Here is a 19750-nt window from a genome sequence, read left to right on the forward strand (position 1 = left end):
GCCTCTCTTCGAGGTGTGAACAGGTACAGCGTAGAACTCTTCTCCCGTTCAGCCCAGCAGGTGCACCATCTGGCCAGGCCTTGCTTGACCGATGAGGTCCAGGTCCTCGTCCCGGACCACTGCGATCACCGGCGAAACGGCCGTATCCGGATGACCGGCCAACGCGATAACCGGAAGGCCCGACGTCGGCAACAGGACGGAGCCTGAAACCAGCGGCTGGGGCCGGGGTGCTTCACCACCGGCACCCTCAGGGGCCGCTGCAACATTAAGCGGCCTGCCCTCCAAACGCGCACCTATCCGGTCCGACTCGGGCGAGAGAATCCACGGTTCGCTGGTCAGCCGAAGCCACGTGCCGGCGTCGTAATTCAGGGCCTGCGGACCGCGCGAAACCCTGGCAACCATGGGACGTTCCGGGTCCGGAGCACGCCGGGCAGGGCTCGTCATCTCAGGGAAACCGTGCCCGTGCGCTCGCCCAAATGTCAGCGCCATACCAGCGCGCAATGGTTCTGTTCGTGCCGAAACTCCACCTTGGACACCCACGTAGTATCGGAGACCAAAGAGGGCCGGGCCGAACTCAAGCACAGCGCCGGGCGCCACCCGTACAGCCTTATTGAAGGGCAGTTCGTTGCCGTTGAGGGTCACCATGCCTTCGGCACCGGTGACCGCCACGGCCGACCCCGTGACGAACCGCAGTTTCAGCCCACCCAACAGCACCTCGAGTCCGGCCGCGGAGTCCGGGTTACCCAGCAGGGCGTTGGCCATGTGCATGGACGCACGGTCCAGTACTTGATCAGGGCCGAGAACCAGCGTCGTTGATCCCGGCTCCACTACTACCGCACCCATCGGGCCTCCCCGCCGACTAAGTTATGCGAACGCTTCAATCTGAACACCGGCCTGTTCAAGGCCCTCCCGAACGGCAGCAGCCATGTTCACCGCACCGGGCGTATCGCCGTGGATGCACAATGAATCTGCTTGCACTGGCACCACGGTTCCGTCGATGGCCAGCACTTCCTTGCGCGTTGCAAGACGCACGGCCTGGGCCACAACGGCCTCCGGGTCATGCAGCACGGCGCCTTCCTGGGCGCGTGGTACCAGTGTTCCGTCGGCCAGGTAGGCGCGGTCCACGAAAGCTTCCCGGAACACAGGGTGCCCGGATTCCTCAGCAAGCGTCAGCCACGCCGAGCCGGGCAAACCCAAGACCGGGAGCCCGGGATCGTAAGCGTGGACGGCAGCCACCACGGCTTCTGCCTGCTCAGCGTCCCGGACGATCCTGTTGTAGAGCGCACCGTGGGGCTTCACGTAGTCCACCGAAGCTCCCACCGCATGGGCCATGCCGTCGAGGGCTCCAAGCTGGTAGAGAACGTCGCCGAACAACTCGTCAAAGGACATGTCCAGGGAGCGCCGGCCGAAGCCCGCCAGGTCCCTGTAACCAACATGGGCGCCGACGCGGACATCCAGTTCGAACGCGGCACGGCAGCTGTCCAGCATTGTGAGGGGATCACCGGCGTGGAAGCCGCAGGCCACGTTGGCGCTGCTCACTATGCGGAACATCGAGGCGTCGTCTCCCATGGACCAGGAGCCGAAAGACTCCCCCAAGTCAGCGTTCAGATCCACCGTTACCGCCTTCCAGCGTCGTGTTGTTCAAGACGTTCTTCGGTGCGTTCGCGAGCAGTTCGCCCGGGATAGTGTCCGGCAGCGGGCCGAAAGCTTCCTTTGCGGTAAACACCACGGCACGGCCCATCATCAGGTTGCCCGCACCACCTACCACGGCGCCCACTCCGAACGGCAGGGCACGGCCAAGAAACGCGGTACCTTGGCGTTTGAGGAGGTTTTTCAGGAAAGCACGCTGGATGGAGTCGCGAATGACCCCGAATCCACTCCCGGGAATCTTTTTTGTAAGCGTCCGGCCCCATGCGTTGGTCACGCCCTTACCGCGTCCCAGCGATTGCCCGCTCAGCGCGCCCAACATGGAGGTGCCTTCCTCTCCCAGCATGATGGCCATGACCATGGTTTGTGCACGCACAGGGTCAGTCAGCCGGATGCCGTGGAGCTCAGCCAGGGACGAAGCATAAAGTGCGGTGGTCTCGAGGAAGCCCACGGTTGCGAGCGCGGAAAGTCCCAGCGATGCCGCGGTTCCAATTCCAGGCACGACGGCGGTAGCGCCCACTGCTGCACCCCCACCGGAAATGGCCAGTAGGTAGTGGCGCTCGAGTTTGGCGGCAAGCTGCGCCGGTGAATCGTTGGGGTGCCTGCGTTGGAGCCTGCGAAGGTTGGCCAGGACCAGGGGTCGCTGGACTTCGACAGCCTTGAGCAGCACGTTGTGCACGCCGGGCTTGGCGTTGCCTTCGGCGTCAAACACTGCGTTGTGGGCTGTTTCCTGGGCGATCTTCACCGCCGGGTTGGGGCGCTTGGGCATCTTCACCTCTCCTTGGCAGTTAGTCGTTTCACGGGGAACTGCTGGCTTCAGCCTATGCCACGCCCCCGCCTTGCCAGACCCGCTTAATGCCTTATGTGGACAGTTTTCCGCGCAGAGCTGACCCCAAAACGGGAGTCCTGCGGCGTAGACTGGGATGCATTCACGGAAGCAGTCCAAGCCAGGACAGGGAGTATCCGTAATGAAGGCGACAGACAAGACTGAGCATGCCATCCGGCACCACACCGACGCTCCGGCGGAGGGCGCAACGGAAGGCTGGGTCTCGCACGATACCGGCATCCACAGCCAGGACGCTGCGGAAGGTCCGGACATCGACGACGACGCCCCGCCGTCGGGCGCTTCATGACTTAGCTTCCTCCCGGACTTCGTTCCGGACTTCCTCCCGGACTTCGTTCCGTTCACCGGAATCCCCGCCAACGGGATGCCAGCCACAGTTCCAACGCGCCTTCCACAGCGTCATTGCGCAGGTCTAGGCTAGTGGGATGGCCGCGTTGAGAGCGCTGCGTCCCTTTGCGCACCGGGAATTCCGGGTCTTGATCTCTGCGCTGTCCATCTCCATCTTCGGATCCGGCATGTGGGCAGTGGCGATGGTCTACGAGGTGATCCACCTTGGTGGCGGCCCGTTGGAATTGTCCTTGGTTGCCACCGCAGCCAGCATCGGACTCGTGGGTTTCGTACTGGCGGGCGGCATCGCGGCAGACAGGCTCCCGCAGAGGCTCCTGATCATCGCTGTGGAGGGCGCTAACCTGGCAGTCATCGCCACCATCACAGGGCTTGCCATGTTCAATGTCCTTCAACTGTGGCACCTCGCCATCGGCGCGTTCACTCTTGGTGTGGGGCAAGCCTTCTTCTTCCCTGCATACTCGGCTATCCTGCCGCGAATCCTGCCTGCGGACGATCTCCTGGCAGCGAATGGCTTGGAAGGCACAGTGCGACCGGTTTTGCAGCAGGCAGCAGGCCCTGCCCTCGCAGGGATCCTTGTAGCAGCGCTGTCCCCGGCGCATGCTGTCGCCGGTGTGGCCGTTTGTCATCTGCTGGCGTTCGGGATCGTGAACTTCCTTAGCCGCCAGACGCTCGGTTCAACCATTCCCGGGACGGGTGAGCCGCCGGCAAAGGCCTCCCTCTTTAAGGACCTCCGGGAAGGATTCAGCTACACCATCCGCACACCATGGCTTCTCTGGACCCTGATCTGGGCTTGCCTGTCAGTGCTGTTCCTCATCGGACCCATTGAGGTATTGCTTCCCTTCGTTGTCCAGGACCAATTGGGCGGCGACTCGAGAATGTTCGGCTTCCTCCTGGCCATCATGGGCGTCGGTAGTGCAATAGCTGCACTGGCAACGGCGTCTTTGCGCCTTCCCCGCCGCTATCTGACCGTGATGGTAGTGACATGGGGTTTGGGGAGCCTCCCGGTTGCCGCCATTGGTTTCATGGACAGCTTCTGGATGCTCGGCGTCGCTATGCTCATCTTCGGGGTCACAGAGGGGATCGGAACTGTCATCTGGGGAACGTTGCTGCAACGACGGGTGCCACGGCATATGTTGGGGCGGATCTCCAGTTTGGACTTCTTCGTTTCGCTGGCCCTGATGCCGGTGTCCATGGCTCTCGCCGGCCCGATCGCCGAGGTTGTCCCCATCTGGGTCATATTTTTCGTTGGCGGCTTGGCGTGCCCCGTCATGGCATTCGTGGCGCTGTTCGCGGCACGCATGATGACCGATGAGATCGAGAACCCCCTGGCCTCCGGCACTGTGAATACGGAATCTGCAGACACGCAGCCTGACTCTGTGTAGCGTGTGCACTATCTCAGGAAGGACTTACCCATGGCCGCTGGCACCAAAGACGATCCCTGGCAGCTCACCACTCCCCCAGGCTCGTCCGACTACACAATGTACAAGGACGAGGCCGCCGATCCCCCTGCCCTTGTTTGCCAGGTAGGTTCCACCAAGCTGCTGTACCAGCTGCGTGCCATTGAGGACCTGCACGCATGGCTCGTGGAGCAGGGCGATTGGGTATCCCTCGGTGCCGCCGACGAAGGCAAGGACGCTTCTCCTGGGACCGTAGAGGCTTGGGGTCGCAGCGAGGACAACCCCGTAGGCGGTTGGTACGGACTGCGTAAGGGCTACCGTGGCCGGTTTGGCATGTACATGCCGCCGTTGCTTGAGGCGTTGGGTTTGGCTGAGCTCACCCACGAAAAGCGAAACAACACCATGCGGGCAATCACGAAGTAGCTACCTGCCGGCAGCGAGCGTACCGATCTCATCCCCGCTTTGACCGAATACCGCTAACTTCCCGTCTTCCTGAATTCTTGCCGTGGATGCGTTGGCCAGCCACGTGTCGACGCCTTCGCAGGCCATGCGGGTGGAAGCAAGCCCCCCGAAAGCGATGGTCTTGCCGTCCTCTTTCCAAGAACCCGTGAGCCTGTTACAGCCATCAGTTCCGGTCGCGTTACCATCCGATTTCAGCTCCAGGGACGGTTGCTTGGGGTCGCTGGTGTCGCCCCAGACACCGACGAAAGGACTGGTGCCGCTTCCCATGCAGCCTGCCAACAGGGCGGCCCCAACGAATGCAAGGGAAATAACGCGGACGGTGCGAGTCTGGGTCTGCGCTATGCGGTCAGTCTAGGTTCACTCCTCCGGAATCCACCAGAGTTCGGACGAACTGCCCGCAAACGTCTGATGGCGCCCATCCCCCCGGGTCGTGCGGTCGGTCGCGACTCAGACGACCGACCGCACTAGCCCGGTTTACGCAGTGATGGCGCCCCGGGCGGGCCCCAGAACCCGCCACACCCATCACTGCTAACTCCGTCGATGAATCGCAACGCGGCCGAAAAGGGCAACGGCGCAGTACGCGTTTCAAACGACATGGGCACTGGATATGTGCTTTGACCTGCAGAAACGTGACGCGAGGTTTTGAGAATTATTGCGTTGCAACAGAAGGAGCCCGAAAAGCTCAGTCGTCAAAGCGCAGCTGGTTGTCACTGCTGCCACTAAGGTTGGCAATGATCTCTGACGCGACCGCATGGAGTTTTTGGTTTCGATGGCTTGAAGCTTTGGTCAACACATTGAATGCCTCGTCCTGGCTGCAACGATTCTGGGCCATGATGACGCCGCAGGCAAGGTCAATGACCGTTCTGGATGACATCGCCGTTTTCAGGTCCGCATTGAGCTGCTCTACGGTTTCGATCCTGATGGCCAAGCGCAACGTACTGCCGGCCACATCGGCGAAAGCTGCAGCTTCAGCAACGACCGCATCCGTGAAGGTTCCCGCTGTGGGGGCGAAAAAGTTGATGACTGCTTCAGATGTCTCTCCCAGGTCCATGGGCACGCCCAAGGCGCTGTGGACTCCTTCGGCCGCCAAGGCCTTGCTGTATAACGGCCAGTTGGTGTCAGTGGCAACATCTGCCAACAGCACCATTCGGCCAAGGTCCAAAGCTTCAAGGCAGGGGCCCTGTCTGAGTTCCTGTTCAATTTTGTCCAGATACACGGCCCTCTCACTGCTGCCTGCAACAGTGGCGGTTCGTTTGCGACGGCGCAACGTCAGGGCGCAGTCGATGTTTTCACCGGCTACCTTGCTCATCGCGTCGCAAGCAAAGCTGGTAACGCCGTTAAGAATTCCGTGGATGTCGGAGCTACCGACCACCAGCTCGTGCAGGGTTCTGATGTGTTCGGCATTTCCGGTGGGTTCCATGAGCCTAATCGTAGGAACACTTCGGCTTCCCGTCACCCATTGCCCAGGAAGCCGAGCAGAGGGTACAGTTCAACCGTAAGTAACCTGATTAGTTCACTTCGAGAGCGACCCGCCGCTTGCAACGGGATACCCACCATGGAAGATCCACGTCGAACAGCGCGAAACCTCATACGGCACCGGACCATCGATCTCGAAGACCTCTGGATCAGGTACTGGGCTCATGGCGGAAATGCGCCCATATTTGAACTCGATGCCTACATCTTTGAAGTCCAGGAACGGCATCCCTTCGATCTTCGGATCCTGTCATGGGCCCTCGAGGATCTGGGCGTCGACGCCGCACTTTGAGCAAACAGCACCAACGGCCCCGGTAAACCTTCCACGCACCACCACGGCTTGGCTACCCTGAGCCCATGGAATCCGGATTGGAATCGTGGGCCGAGTTCAATGTGGCGATCGCCGGTGCCGGCGCAGCCCTTGGCGGGCTGCTTATCGTCGCATTATCCGTGAATATCAAACAGATCGCCGAGTCGCGGGGCCTTGCTGCACGGGCCGGCGCTGCCATCTCCGCACTCATCCTCGGCGTGGTCCTGGCATGCGCGGCACTCATTCCCGGCCAAGACCTCTGGGCTTTCGGCGTCGAGGTTTTGCTCGGAACGCTCGCAGGCGGGGTGATCGCTTTCCTGGCCGCCCGCGCCATCCTGGACGATGACACCCCCGGCCACCCGCACCGCTGGGACGGACAGCACATTGCGTCGTTCGTTTTCCCTCTGGTCATTTATGCAGTGGGTGGCGTGCTCACCGTATTGTCACTGCCGGCGGGCTTGGTGATTGTGGCGGTTGGAACGATCATCGCCCTGATCGGCGCAGTGGTTTTTTCGTGGGTGGCGTTAGTGGAGATATTGCGCTGAAGCAGAACAGAAAGCGCCCGCGTGCCGCATAGCTAAGCATGCTTACTATGGTCGCAGGCAGTGATTCGACTACTGACAGGAGCCAAGCATGACGCAGCGGACGGTTTCAGACCTCATAGTGGAACGACTCCAAGCCTGGGGCGTGGACAGGGTTTTCGGATATAGCGGCGATGGCATCAACGGCTTTATGGGCGCCCTCCGTCGCTCCCAGGACCAGATCGGATTTGTCCAGGCGAGGCACGAAGAAGCAGCGGCCTTCATGGCCGTAGGACATAGCAAGTACACGGGCGGCGTCGGAGTCGTGACGTCCACTCAAGGCCCCGGCGCCGTCCATCTTTTGAACGGTCTCTACGACGCCAAGATGGACAGCGTCCCGGTGGTGGCGATCATCGGGCAGCAGAGCACCACAGTTCTGGGCTCGGCCTACATGCAGGAAATTGATCTGCTGACGCTCTTCAAAGACGTCGCCGCCCAGTTCGACCAGCTGGCCAGTTCACCCGAGCAAGTCCCCATGCTGATCGACCGCGCATTCCGCACTGCCCTCGAGACGAGATCGCCCTGCGTCGTGATCGTCCCCCACGACATCCAGGCAGCTGAAGCCCCCGAGCTTGAGCACGAACACGGAATCGTGGTCACTGCTCCGATCTGGCATCCGGCACGCGTCATGCCCCGGGACGAAGAACTCGACGCCGCCGCGGACATCCTCTCCAAGGGTGAACGGATCGCGTTATTCGTTGGGCAGGGTGCCAAGGGAGCCCCAGAAGAGGTTGTGGCAATCGCCGAAAAACTCGACGCCGGCATCACCACCAGCTTGCTCGGCAAGCCTTACGTTGACGAGACACTCCCCTATGCCGTGGGCACCATGGGCCACCTTGGCACCACTTCCAGCGCATTTCTCCTCGAGAACTGTGACACCCTGCTCATCATCGGATCCAACGACCCTTGGACCGAGTTCTATCCAAAGCCGGGCACCGCCAAAGCTGTGCAAATCGACATCGACGGCCGGAAAATCGCCAACCGCTACCCCGTTGAGGTGGGCCTCGTGGGCGACGCGGCCGAAACCCTAAGCGAGCTGATTAAACGCCTTGACGGTAAACACCAGCCATCGCGCTCAGCGTGGCGTGCCGACGTCGAAGAGCAGGTCCGCGCGTGGCGGCAGCTTTCAGAAGAACGTGCCAACATTCCCGCCGAACCTGTGAATCCGGAACTCGTGGTCCGCGAGCTCAACGGCAGGCTCCCGGACAACGCTCAATTGAGTATCGACGTCGGCAGTTGCGTTTACTGGTACGCGCGCCAACTGATCCTTCCGCCCGGAGTGCCCGCCCACCTGAGCGGCACGCTCGCCAGCATGGGGTGCGCCATCCCGTACGGATTAGCGGCGAAACTGGCCCGCCCGGACCAGCCGTTGGTGGCACTTGCCGGAGACGGTGGCATGCAAATGCTCGGTGTCGCCGAGCTGATCACGGTGGCGCACCGGTGGCGAGACTGGGCGGATCCTCGGTTTGTGGTGTGCGTTTTCAACAACCGAGACCTCGCCGAGGTCTCCTGGGAGCAGCGCGAAACAGAGGCAGAGCCGAGGTTCCCCGCCAGCCAGGAAATCCCCGATTTCCCTTACGCGGCCTATGCGGAGCTCCTGGGCTTGGCGGGAATTCGGGTGGAAGACCCCGCCAAGCTCGGCGATGCGTGGGACTACGCACTCTCCGTGGACCGCCCCGCCGTCATCGAAGTCCTGACGGATCCGAACATCCCGCTGCTCCCACCCTTCCCTGCCGGAGCAGAGAAGCTAGAAGGCATGCGCTCGGCTCTGGCGGAAGAAGGCTCGGAAGGTGAGCATGCACGAAGCCTGCTGGACATGTACGCGGAGGGTGAGTCCCAACTCCGCCGCAATGCGCCCTAGAGGTTTTCCACCAACGAGACGTCGCGGACGGCGCCCTTGTCCGCGGACAGTGCCATGGCGGCATAGGCGCGCAACGCGGGCGAAACGTGGCGTTCGCGGTCCTTCGGCTTGTACCCGCCGTTCACTTCAAGCTTTTCGCGGCGTTCGGCGAGGATCTCGTCCGAGACCTGCAACTGGAGCGAGCGCTGGGTGATGTCGATGCTGATAATGTCGCCGTTCTCCACCAGGGCGATAGCTCCGCCGGAGGCTGCCTCAGGCGAAATGTGCCCGATCGACAGGCCTGAGGTACCGCCGGAGAAGCGGCCGTCCGTGATGAGGGCGCACTTCTTGCCCAGGCCGCGACCCTTGAGGAACGAGGTCGGGTACAGCATTTCCTGCATGCCCGGGCCGCCCCTGGGGCCTTCGTAGCGGATGACCACCACGTCGCCTTCCTTGATGGTCTTGTTCAGGATCTTTTCCACGGCCTCATCCTGCGACTCGCACACAACTGCGGGGCCTTCGAAGGTCCAGATGGACTCGTCCACGCCTGCGGTCTTCACCACGGCGCCGTCCACTGCGACGTTGCCGCGCAGCACAGCCAGGCCGCCGTCCTTGGAGAAGGCATGCTCCACGGAACGGATGCAGCCGCCCGCAGCGTCGGTATCCAGGGAGGTCCACTGGTTCGACTGCGAGAAAGCGGTGGAGGAACGGACTCCACCTGGGGCTGCGTGCCACAGTTCTTTTGCCTCGTCGGTTGCCTTGCCGCCACGGATGTCCCAGTCGTCCAGCCAACCGTCCAGGTCATTGGAGTGCACCGAGTGGACGTTCTTGTGCAGGAGGCCGCCGCGGTTCAGCTCACCCAGCAGGGCGGGGATGCCACCGGCGCGATGCACGTCCTCCATGTAGTACGTCTTGTCTCCGGCGACGTTCGGAGCCACCTTGGCCAGGCAGGGCACCTGGCGGGACTTGGCGTCCATCTCGGCCAAGCCGTACTCCACGCCCGCCTCCTGGGCTGCGGCCAACAGGTGCAGGATGGTGTTGGTGGAGCCGCCCATGGAGATGTCCAGGGCCATGGCGTTGTCAAAGGCCTCGGCGGTGGCGATGGAGCGCGGCAGGACGGAGTCGTCGTCGCCGTCGTAGTAGCGCTTCACGAGCTCGACGACGGTGGCGCCGGCTTTCTCGTACAGCGCCTTGCGGGCGGTGTGGGTCGCGAGCACGGAGCCGTTGCCCGGCAGGGCCAGGCCGATTGCTTCGGCGAGGCAGTTCATGGAGTTGGCGGTGAACATGCCCGAGCAGGAGCCGCAGGTGGGGCAGGCGTTCTCTTCGATGAGGTTGATGTCTTCATCGGAGATGGATTCGTCCACCGCGTCGGCAATAGCGTTCACCAAGTCCAGGGAGCGCACAGAGCCGTCCGTCAGGGTCACGCGTCCGGCCTCCATCGGGCCTCCGGAGACAAACACCACGGGGATGTTCAGGCGCAGCGCGGCCATGAGCATGCCGGGCGTGATCTTGTCGCAGTTGGAGATGCAGACCAGGGCGTCAGCGCAGTGTGCGTTGACCATGTACTCAACGGAATCGGCAATCAGGTCGCGGGACGGCAATGAGTAGAGCATGCCGGAGTGACCCATGGCGATACCGTCGTCCACGGCGATGGTGTTGAATTCGCGCGGAACAGCGCCGGCGGCGAGGATGGCGTCGGAGACGATCCGGCCCACGGGAGCCAAATGGGTGTGGCCGGGAACAAATTCAGTGAAGGAGTTGGCCACAGCGATGATCGGCTTGCCGATGTCGGTGTTGGCGACGCCGGAGGCGCGCAGCAGTGCGCGGGCTCCGGCCATGTTGCGGCCGTGGGTGACTGTTCTGGAGCGAAGTGCAGGCATGTGTACCATCCTGCTGTTGTTCTACAGCTGGCGGAAGACGGTGCTGCTACTAGTAGTGAAAGTACCAGAGTAATAGTGTTGAGTCCGTGAAAGATGAGAGACGCAAGGAACTGGGACTCTTCCTCAGGACCCGCCGCACCCAAGCGCTGCGGTCGGACTACGGCCTGCCCCCGGTGGGACGTTCCCGCGAGCGCGGCCTCCGAAGGGAAGAGATAGCATTCCTCTCCGGGGTCAGCGTTACTTGGTACACCTGGCTTGAGCAGGGCCGGGACATCAGTCCGTCCCGCCAGGTGTTGGAAGCCGTAGCCCGCACCCTGCATCTTTCGGACACCGGGCTGAGCTACGTGCTGTCTCTGGGTGGCTATTCGTCCGCACCGCCCAAGGGACCCGTAGCGGCCGATGCTCCCGCCCATGTTCAGCGACTCCTGGACGCGTTGGACCCCAACCCCTCCTACGCATTGTCCCCGGACTGGGGCATCGCCGGGTGGAATCGCGCCTACGAGGCGCTGTACCCAAACATTGGAACGTTCGACGCCGCCGATAGGAACCTTTTGTGGCTGGTCTTCACTGATCCCTACATCCGCGACCTGCTCCCCGACTGGGACGTCACCAGCAAGCGCTTTTTGGCCGAGTTCCGGGCCGAAACCGGGCAGCGCCTGGGAGACCCGGATGTGGAGTACCAAGTAGGACGGCTCAAGGAAGCCAGCCCTGAATTCCAGGAAAGCTGGGACCGATACGACATCCTCGGCTTCGAATCCCGCGAGCGGCAGTTCCAACACCCCGCAGTCGGCGTCCTGCACATGGAACACCATCAGGTTTCGCCCTCGGACCGGCCGGACCTCCATATTGTGGTCTACACGCCTGCCCCGGGCAGCGACGCCGGGGAGCAGATGCGGAGGTTGATGGGGATCTGATGTACATCCGGGGACCCGGCGGGGCTTGCCTTTAGCTGGGCTCCCTCTTGTTCAGGACGAAGTTCGCCGGCACCGACGCGAGACCGTTTGCCTGGACTACTACGTAGTGCTGCCCTGGGTAATAAGACCGGGTTGTGATTGGGCGGAAAGAATGTGTCTTTGTGACAGTGACGGCCTCACCTGGCGCAAGCTGTCGGGACGTGAGCTTGAAAGTCTTAGCCGTTACCGTGCCGTTGGCCCGCTGGAAACCGATGGAATAATCAATAGCTGCTTTAGCGGGCTGGGGGCCTTCATTCACCACCTCGGCGGAAAATTCCACGGTTCCGTCCCATGCCACTGAAGTGTGGAGGATTCGAGGCTCCCTGACCACGAGTTTGCCACCCGAGTAACCCAGGAGGGCGAGTGCTTCCGGATTGCCCTGTTTGACCAGTGTCCTGAGTCCATGGCGGATCACCTTGGGAGTGGTGTCATCAGGTTTCTTTGACCAACGGAGCGCAGTGGCTATCACCAGCTGCGGATCGATCCGGCTCAGGTCGTTAAGATGGTTCGCTGCGGATCGTCGAACATATTCGGTGGGATCCCGGTAGGTGGCCTCCAGGATCCCCTGCGTTGCTGTTGGATTAGCCACCAGCCAAGGAACCCTTTTGGCCCACGGCAGGTAGGCACGAGAGCCTTCGGTGGCAAGACGGCGGACGTTTTCGTCGTCGTGATTGGTCCAGGTTTGCATGGTCGCGATAGCTCGTTCCGGCCGCGCAGCTATAAGGTCACGGACAGCAAACTCTCCCGTGAGCCTCTCGGTCAGGCGGGACAAGACCGTGAGAGCGGCGTCGAAGTCGGCGAGCGACCCCGATTGCAGTGCCCTGCCGGTCACGACTTCGGTGGCCGGCCAGACCATCCATCCCGTAAAACGAGGGTCATCGAGAGCATCAAGCATGATCCTGTGAACGGCCGAGTAGCCGGCCGGCATGTCCTCAAGGAGCGCGTCCCTGACAATATCAACCCGCTGCCGGAGGCGTTGCCCGGCGAGAGAGCTACGTGAGCGCTCCAATGTCGGCAGTTCAACTCCGGGCTCGGCGCCCATGAGGATGGATCGCAGTTCGGTTACAACACTGGAATTGATCAGCTCATCCATCGCGCCCATGTATTTTCTCCTTCGCCAGTGTTGCCATGGTAGGCGATTGGAGTGACAACGAGAGCGGTCTGGCCACCCTTGTACTAGCCCGCAGGCGGGGACGTAAGGGGTTGTTTGTCGAGCTGGGATGGTTCGGGAGCTGTAGCCTTTCCGGCTGTAATCCGCCCTAGGATCAGCACCAAAACCAGAGCCACGATCACCGGTATACACACTGCGAGAACTATGGTGCCGGTGTCCACGCTAAGGCCGATGAGAATGCCACCGAATACCGGGCCCACTATCGATCCGAGTCGCCCCAGTGAAGCTGCCCACCCCACCCCGGCGGTCACAGTTGCTTGAGGGTACAGGGTTACGGCAACAGCCGCCTGGCCGATCATGCCAGCTTGGAGCCCAAGACCAACGCCACCGAAGACAATCAGCAACATAGCCTTGTCTGGACCGAGGAATGCGGAAATGACGAGGAACGCGACTGCTGCTGCTGAAGTCGCGGCCAAGACTGACGTCATCCGGCGTCGGCGTGATCCCAGAATCAGCACACCGGCGCCAACGATGCTTCCTATGCCCAACGCCGCTGATCCCAAGGGCGCCAGACCAAGGCCGAAACCGTAGCTCGTAAGCAGGGTGGGCAGCCACGAGGAGAACACGTAGTAAACGGCGAAAATAAGGAATGAGAAAGACCACAGCAGAAGCGTTCTGCTCCGTACAGGGCCATCAAAAAGACGGGCTACCGAGGCGTGGTGCTTGGCCTCTGACGGATCGATGGGAGTGATCGACGCGTGTTTGCCCGATAGGCCGATCCACAGGAACGGCAGCAGTACTCCTGAGGCGATGGCGCCGAAAATGAAAACCCATCCCCACCCGAGCGTATTAGTAACAACACCGCCGGCGAGTCCAGCAATGAGGGCCCCAAATGAAATCCCTGTCATCACGACCACCGCAATCGATTGGCGAAAACGCGAAGGATTGACGGCGGTCGCATGTGAGACAGCCGCAGGCAACACGGCCCCCAAACCCAACCCTGTCACGAAACGAAAGATCGTCAGCTCCACTATTGAACCCGTCCACGCTGTCAGCAGTGAACCAATCGTGAAGAGCACGACGGCGAAAAAGATGACATTCCGAGTGCCCATTTTTGCTACTAAGCGTCCTACCGCCATGTAACCGAGAGCCACCCCGGCACTGGTAAATGCGAGGGCCGGGGTGAAATGGGCGGGCTCAACTCCCCATTCCTTGGACATCGACGGAATGGACACTCCTAGTGCCACTGTGTCGTATCCATCGAGCACTACAGCGGCAAATGCCAGGCAAAGTACCCACCAGTTCGGTTTGATTTCATCCTGCATCTTGGGTTCGCTCATCGTGTCCATCGGACATCCTTAGTTGTGAGGGCTTCGAAGTCGAAGCGGGGTATGCCATCGGGGAACCATCGAGGTGCATAAGTGCTCATTTTCTTGATGCGAAGTATCTTAGCATTGTGGTTCTTCAAATTGATATATTCAATCTGCGGGCCGCTTTCGCATAAGGAAGTACCCTCCATAGGGCAGCCGCTGTACAAAAAATCCACAATTCGGCGCACTATGGAGGCATGAACGCTCCCGGTGCCAGCGGTTTGGCGCAGGGTGGTTCCGGTAGCTTCGGGGCTGGCCTGCACCCCTGGAGCCGCTATGTGGCTTTGGGCGACTCGTTCACGGAAGGTTTGGGGGATCCTGAAGCGAGGAGTCCCGGCGGCCTCCGCGGCTGGGCGGACCGGGTTGCGGAAGAATTGAGCACCGATCATGAGGATTTCGCCTACGCGAACCTGGCCATCAGCGGACGGCTGCTCCACCAGATTCTTGAAGAGCAGCTGGGACCGGCAATCGAGCTTCAACCTGACCTCGTTACCCTCAACGCCGGCGGCAATGACCTGCTCTTCCATAGGAGCGATCCGGACAAGCTTGCCCTCGAGTTGGACGCAGGCGTCGAAAGGCTGGCCCCGACCGGTGCCACAATCGTGCTCTTTACCGGCCCGGACTGGGGCGCGACGCCTGTGCTGGGCCGGACCCGCGGCAAGGTAGCTATCTATAACGAGAACATCCGGGTGGTCGCCGCCCGCCATGATGCCGTGATCGCCGATCTCTGGGCACTGCGCCAACTTACGGATCACCGGATGTGGGATCCGGACAGGCTACATTTCTCCCCACTCGGTCAACACACCATTGCCATCATGGTGCTCGATACCCTCAACATTCCGCACTCCCTGGAGCCTTTGACGCCCAAACCCCTACCCGAGCGCAGCTGGCGTGAGGCGCGGGTGGGAGACATCGTCTGGGCTCGCGAACATCTCTTTCCATGGGTGGTTCGTCGCCTGACGCAGCGAAACGGGGGCGACGGACACCAACCGAAACGACCGGAGCCCGGCCCTGTCTTCGGAGCTGGCATGCTTCCCGGAGCATATATCGCCCACGACCCGCGGCACATCCCGGATCAGGCATGAACGCGGCGACCACCCCGTGGCGTCGCTATGGAGTCCGTCACCCTTTGCCGCGCCTGTGGTGGTGTTGGCTCGATCGACGCTAAAATTTCACTTGCCGCAAGTACAAGCCCTTCGGCATCAATCCGCGTTTTATTTTTTAGGAGCGCCATACCGTGAGTGGGGGAACCGACCAGTCATGACGGCAGGCAGTACCCCCGGCCCGCATCCCGGGACTCCAGCAATCACGAACCCCATCACTACAAAGGCCCCGAAGGCAGCAGTTCCCGAGACGAAGCCAGTAGCGTATCCCGCCATCCTGCAGGGCTTCCTCGGATCCCTGTTCATGTTCGCAGGTTCCATTGGGATCGGATGGATTGCCAACGGATCCCCCATGATCCGCCACCCCATAGTCATCGCACTCCGCACTGAAGGCTGGGGCGTGACTATCTCCGCTGTCCTCCTGACCGTGGGGGCCATGTTGCTGGTTCGGTCCTGGCTGAGGTTGGGCCAACGAATGGGCAGCTGGGAAGGGAATTCGCTCAAACCGATAGTTGCGGCGATCGGCGCGTGGTCCCTTCCTTTGCTGTTCGCTGTGCCCGTGTATTCGCGTGACGTCTATGCGTATATAGGCCAGGGCCGCCTGATGATGGAAGGGCAAGACCCTTACGACGTCGGCATCTCGGCTTTGAACAACTGGTTCGCCTTGGGCGCGGACCCGGCTTGGGCGGAAGCGCGTACTCCTTATGGGCCTTACTTCTTGTGGATGGCCCACGCAGTGGTTGCCATTACGGGCGCCCAGCCGGACGTGTCAGTCTTGCTCTTCCGGCTCTTGGCCGCTGGCGGGGTGCTGCTGTGCGTTGTCTATGTTCCCAAGCTCGCCGAGCTTCACGGGATCAATGGTGCCCGGGCGCTCTGGATTGCCGTGGCCAACCCACTCTTCCTCATCAGTTTCGTCGCCAGCGCCCACAACGACGCCATCATGGTGGGCTTCGCCGTCGCGGGAACCTATTTTGCGGCCACTAAGCGGCCGTTACTGGGCATCCTGCTGGTCACACTTTCCATTGGAATCAAACCGGCCACCGTCTTGTTGCTGCCCTTCATTGGACTGATGTGGGCCGGTGCCGGGGCGTCTTGGCCGCGCAAGTTTGGTATTTGGGCCGCGACCGCGAGCATCAGTTTCGCCATCCTGGTGATCAGCGGCATCCCTTATGGCTTGGGCCTGGGTTGGGCATGGGCCATCACGGACCCCACTCCCGGGTTCACGGGCTACTCACCGTCTGGATTCCTGGGCCAACAAATTGAGTTCCTCGGCAACGCCCTGGGCCTGCCCGGCAATGCGATGGCGGACGTCCTGCGAGCGGCCATGAAGTGGGGCGCAGTGGTCCTGGTCCTCGTGCTGATGTTCCGCGGAGACCATTCCCGCGTTGTACGGCGCATGGCCCTTGCCTTCGCAGCGATCGTGCTCCTCTCCCCCATCATTCAGCCCTGGTACATTCTCTGGTTCGTGCCCTTCCTGGCCGTGACGGGGATCAGGGACGACTGGCAGATGCGGTGCCTCTACGTCGGCGTCACATTCTTTGTGGTGTTCGGTGCGCAAGACCAGTTGTCAGTGTGGTCTTTCGTGGAGGTCTCCGTGGACTTGTCCTCGTTGGCCTTCGCCATCGCGCTTCTGTTCGCCTTCTACCTGGTGTTTCTGGACATCCACACCCGCAGGCTCCTGGTCCAGGGCAAGCTTTCACGCTGGGTGGGGCAGACTGACCGTCGCCTGCTCCACCGCCCTCCGAATATTCGCTGAAGCGCTGGACTGGACTCTAAAGCGCTTTCGGAACCGCCGGAGCGCCGTCCCGGTTCACGCGCCGCCCCAGTTCAACCGTCCGCTGCACGGACCACCACAGCAGTACCACCAGCAGGACATTCCGGGTGGTGAGCACAGCAGCCATGATCGGGTGTGCGTGGATGAGCGGGGTGTAAAACAGCGGATAGATCACGAACGTGGTCATGGCGATCCCCATCAGCAGGGCGGCCGGCACCTTCCACCGGTTCCAGTCGTGCGTCAGGCCGGCAATGATCACAGGAGCCAGCCAGATGATGAACTGCGGCGAGCCTACCTTGTTGAACACGATGAACGCCGTAGTCATCATCAACGCGCCTTCGAGGAACAGCTCCTCGCGCTCCGCTCCGCGATTCAGCGCACGGACCAGGAGGATGGCGGCCGCGATCGCTGCAACGATCAGCAGCGGCTGCATCAGGAACGCCGCGACCTCGGCACCGGGTCCGTAGACCTCCGTGGAGTTAATGGCTGTGTTGTCGGCCATTTTGGATCCGGCAATGTTGAAGACACTCAGCCACACCCAGGGCGTGGAGAAGGTGGCTTCCAGTTGCATGCCGCGCTCGCCCTGGTTGATCAGGAAATCCAGGATGTGGCTGAAGCCCCCAGCGAGGTAGGTTCCAAGACCTACGACGGCGGTGACGCCCACCCCGGCAGCGATCATCTGGAGCCGGTTACGGGAAGCGATGATGATGGGTACCAGCACCGCTGCGGGCCACACTTTGATCCACGTTGCGATGCTCAACAATACGGACGCAACAACGGGTCTTTGGGCGGCGCAGATCAAGGCAATCAAAACGATGGAGGTGGTGATGCCTTCAACACGGGCAAAGCTGAGGTACCCCATGAATACCGTGAAGAACAGCCACCACCATGCTGGCGCGATCCCGGTGACCCGCCGTGGGCCACGCGTCAGGTACCAGAGACCCAGGGCGTTGAGGGCCGTGATCAGCAAGGTCCACATCAGCAAGTAGAGGTCCGGACCGGCTATCCCCGCCAGGAAAATGGGAATCTGGGCCAGCACGGGATAAACCCAGGGGCTGATCTTCCCGTCGAGGTTCTCCGGGTTGTAGCCATCCATGGCCCACTGACGGTACTGCTCAGTGTCGCTGAAAGTGTTGCCGCTGAGGAAGAAGGATGCCATCCAGCACAGGAAGTAGAAATGCACCACGGCGAATCCCCACCATACGCTGGAGGGACGGGCGAACCACGCTATAACTGCCGGAGGCAGGACACGGCTGCGGATACGGACCAGTTGGTCGAAGAACGTCGCGGAAATCTTAGAGCTCCTTGCCAGCTGGTGCGCCGACCACGGAGGGCTTACGTCCTAGTGAATACAAGCGACGCGCCGACCAGAAGAAGAGAACCACCAGCAGGACGTTGCGGATAGTGAGGACCAGGGCCATCCAAGGATTGTTGTGGCTCAACGCATCGTAGAAGAGCGGGTAGATGAAGTAGGTGGCAACTGCGATCACTATCAGCATGGTGGCCGGAACGCGCCACTCTTTCCAGTTGTGCGCCAGCCCCACGGCTACAGCCGGTGCGAGCCACACCATGAACTGCGGTGAACCCACTTTGTTGAAAACTATGAAGGCGGTCACCAGTGTGAGCGACCCGGAAAGCAGGAGTTCTGTCCGGTCCACTCCGCCGTTGAGCTTGCCTTGGTGCAGGGCCCAGAAGGTCAAACCGGCGACGGCGGCCGCTGCCAGCAGCAGGAGCGGCTGCATCAGCACTGACATGAACGCAGTGCCGGGCCCGTCCACCTGCATGGAGTTGATGTCAGTGTTCATGTACATCCGGGAGTCCCCGACGCCGAGGACAGACAACCACAACCATGGGGTGGTGAAGGTCGCTTCCAGCTGCATGCCGCGATCTCCCTGTTGTGTCAGGAAGTTCAGCAACTTGGGAACGGCACCAACTGCCGCGGCCAGCGCAACCACAACCGCCGTCGTCGCAATTCCTGCTGCCACAACGTGCAGGCGTTTCCTGACCACTGCGAACAGCGCCAACATCACAGCAGCGGGCCACACCTTCACCCAAGTGGCGACACTAAGGAGGACCGACGCGACGAAGGGCCGCGTGACTCCGTAAACAAGGGCCACAAGAACTATGGGGGCAGTTAGTCCGTCGACGCGGGCGAAGCCCAACCAACCCATGAGGAAGACGAATACCAGCCACCACCAGGCGGCCGGGATTGCTTCCTGCCGGCGGCCGCGGTCAGTGAGTTTGAGCACTGCCCAACCGTTCAGCAGTGTGGTGAGCAGGACCCACAGGAAGAAGAAAGGGCCCGGACCGGCAACTGCTGCCAAACCCATGGGAATCAACGCCAGGATGGGGTAAACCCAAGGGCTTGGTCCCCCGGTCAAGTTTGCGTCGTCGAACCCTGCCAGCGCCCAGTCGCGGTAAATAAAGGTGTCGCTGAAGGCTTCGCCACGCGACGAGAGCACTGCCGCGAAGACCAGAAACACCAGGTGAATCACCACGAAGCCCCACAGAAGGCCCCGCGGGGAGTTCATGCGTGCCGCCAACCTCGCTGGGATTGTTTTACCGCGAATTTCCGCGAGCATACTGAAAAAACTGTCCATCAACGAAGAACTTCCTGGCTAGGTGGGTCCTTGCCTCAGCAATCCCCAATTTTCATG

General features: G+C 61.5%; 19 protein-coding genes. 9 read left to right on the forward strand and 10 right to left on the reverse strand.

What is annotated here, in order from left to right; all coding sequences use genetic code 11:
* Positions 1-48: 48 nt before the first annotated feature.
* From RIF72_RS05380 to RIF72_RS05390, 3 genes are read right to left on the reverse strand one after another with little or no spacing between them, the layout of a single operon-like run.
* Positions 49-843 carry a biotin-dependent carboxyltransferase family protein gene (locus tag RIF72_RS05380; RefSeq protein WP_309073826.1) on the reverse strand — a complete coding sequence of 265 codons (795 nt, stop codon included), beginning with the start codon at positions 841-843 and terminating at the stop codon, positions 49-51.
* Between the two features lie 21 nt (positions 844-864).
* Entirely contained in the window at positions 865-1614 is a 750-nt protein-coding gene (locus RIF72_RS05385; protein WP_309073827.1) for a 5-oxoprolinase subunit PxpA, read from the reverse strand.
* Complete coding sequence (locus RIF72_RS05390) at positions 1598-2416, reverse strand: hypothetical protein (protein WP_309073828.1); 819 nt, start codon at positions 2414-2416, stop codon at positions 1598-1600. The genes RIF72_RS05385 and RIF72_RS05390 overlap by 17 nt, the downstream gene beginning before the upstream one ends.
* Positions 2417-2615: 199 nt before the next feature.
* On the opposite strand from RIF72_RS05390, the gene RIF72_RS05395 reads away from it, so the two are divergent.
* From RIF72_RS05395 to RIF72_RS05405, 3 genes are all read left to right on the forward strand, one after another.
* Entirely contained in the window at positions 2616-2780 is a 165-nt protein-coding gene (locus RIF72_RS05395) for a hypothetical protein (protein WP_309073829.1), read from the forward strand.
* Positions 2781-2916: 136 nt separating this feature from the next.
* Positions 2917-4221 (forward strand): MFS transporter, encoded by a 1305-nt coding sequence (locus RIF72_RS05400; RefSeq protein WP_309073830.1) that lies wholly within the window; start codon positions 2917-2919, stop codon positions 4219-4221.
* Positions 4222-4251: 30 nt separating this feature from the next.
* Positions 4252-4659, forward strand: coding sequence for a DUF6855 family protein (locus tag RIF72_RS05405; RefSeq protein WP_309073831.1), 408 nt, complete (start codon positions 4252-4254; stop codon positions 4657-4659).
* Here the strand turns inward: RIF72_RS05405 and RIF72_RS05410 are convergent, their stop codons facing one another.
* Entirely contained in the window at positions 4660-4965 is a 306-nt protein-coding gene (locus RIF72_RS05410; protein WP_309073832.1) for an META domain-containing protein, read from the reverse strand. It lies immediately after the preceding gene.
* 415 nt (positions 4966-5380) lie between these two features.
* Positions 5381-6118: a GAF and ANTAR domain-containing protein gene (locus RIF72_RS05415; RefSeq protein ID WP_309073833.1), complete on the reverse strand. Its 738-nt coding sequence runs from the start codon at positions 6116-6118 to the stop codon at positions 5381-5383.
* A gap of 135 nt (positions 6119-6253) precedes the next feature.
* Here RIF72_RS05415 and RIF72_RS05420 point away from each other — a divergent pair, with 135 nt between their 5' ends.
* The 3 genes from RIF72_RS05420 (at position 6254) to RIF72_RS05430 (ending at position 8923) form a co-directional block, all read left to right on the forward strand.
* A complete protein-coding gene (locus tag RIF72_RS05420) occupies positions 6254-6463 on the forward strand; it encodes a hypothetical protein (protein ID WP_309073834.1) in 210 nt (69 codons plus the stop codon).
* 65 nt (positions 6464-6528) lie between these two features.
* Positions 6529-7026 carry a hypothetical protein gene (locus tag RIF72_RS05425; RefSeq protein WP_309073835.1) on the forward strand — a complete coding sequence of 166 codons (498 nt, stop codon included), beginning with the start codon at positions 6529-6531 and terminating at the stop codon, positions 7024-7026.
* An 88-nt stretch (positions 7027-7114) separates the two neighbouring features.
* The gene (locus tag RIF72_RS05430; RefSeq protein WP_309073836.1) at positions 7115-8923 is read left to right on the forward strand and encodes a thiamine pyrophosphate-requiring protein; all 1809 of its coding nucleotides are present in this window, start codon (positions 7115-7117) and stop codon (positions 8921-8923) included.
* Here the strand turns inward: RIF72_RS05430 and ilvD are convergent.
* Complete coding sequence (gene ilvD, locus RIF72_RS05435) at positions 8920-10782, reverse strand: dihydroxy-acid dehydratase (protein WP_309073837.1); 1863 nt, start codon at positions 10780-10782, stop codon at positions 8920-8922. The genes RIF72_RS05430 and ilvD overlap by 4 nt on opposite strands.
* A gap of 86 nt (positions 10783-10868) precedes the next feature.
* Between ilvD and RIF72_RS05440 the strand changes: the two genes are divergently transcribed.
* Positions 10869-11696, forward strand: a complete 828-nt coding sequence (locus RIF72_RS05440; protein WP_309073838.1) for a helix-turn-helix transcriptional regulator — start codon at positions 10869-10871, stop codon at positions 11694-11696.
* A 31-nt stretch (positions 11697-11727) separates the two neighbouring features.
* On the opposite strand, the gene RIF72_RS05445 is transcribed toward RIF72_RS05440, so the two are convergent.
* Together RIF72_RS05445 and RIF72_RS05450 are read right to left on the reverse strand one after the other, a co-directional pair.
* Positions 11728-12837: a DNA alkylation repair protein gene (locus RIF72_RS05445; protein ID WP_309073839.1), complete on the reverse strand. Its 1110-nt coding sequence runs from the start codon at positions 12835-12837 to the stop codon at positions 11728-11730.
* Positions 12838-12911: 74 nt separating this feature from the next.
* Positions 12912-14195: an MFS transporter gene (locus RIF72_RS05450; RefSeq protein ID WP_309073840.1), complete on the reverse strand. Its 1284-nt coding sequence runs from the start codon at positions 14193-14195 to the stop codon at positions 12912-12914.
* Between the two features lie 218 nt (positions 14196-14413).
* Between RIF72_RS05450 and RIF72_RS05455 the strand changes: the two genes are divergently transcribed.
* Entirely contained in the window at positions 14414-15301 is an 888-nt protein-coding gene (locus RIF72_RS05455) for a GDSL-type esterase/lipase family protein (RefSeq protein WP_309073841.1), read from the forward strand.
* Between the two features lie 175 nt (positions 15302-15476).
* Complete coding sequence (gene mptB, locus RIF72_RS05460) at positions 15477-17075, forward strand: polyprenol phosphomannose-dependent alpha 1,6 mannosyltransferase MptB (protein ID WP_309073842.1); 1599 nt, start codon at positions 15477-15479, stop codon at positions 17073-17075.
* A gap of 16 nt (positions 17076-17091) precedes the next feature.
* Here mptB and RIF72_RS05465 read toward each other — a convergent pair whose 3' ends face one another.
* Positions 17092-18279 carry a glycosyltransferase 87 family protein gene (locus RIF72_RS05465; protein WP_309073843.1) on the reverse strand — a complete coding sequence of 396 codons (1188 nt, stop codon included), beginning with the start codon at positions 18277-18279 and terminating at the stop codon, positions 17092-17094.
* Positions 18280-18388: 109 nt separating this feature from the next.
* Complete coding sequence (locus RIF72_RS05470; RefSeq protein ID WP_309073844.1) at positions 18389-19693, reverse strand: glycosyltransferase family 87 protein; 1305 nt, start codon at positions 19691-19693, stop codon at positions 18389-18391.
* Between the last annotated feature and the right edge of the window lie 57 nt (positions 19694-19750).

Source organism: Paenarthrobacter sp. (assembly GCF_031180005.1).
Taxonomy (GTDB): domain Bacteria; phylum Actinomycetota; class Actinomycetes; order Actinomycetales; family Micrococcaceae; genus Arthrobacter.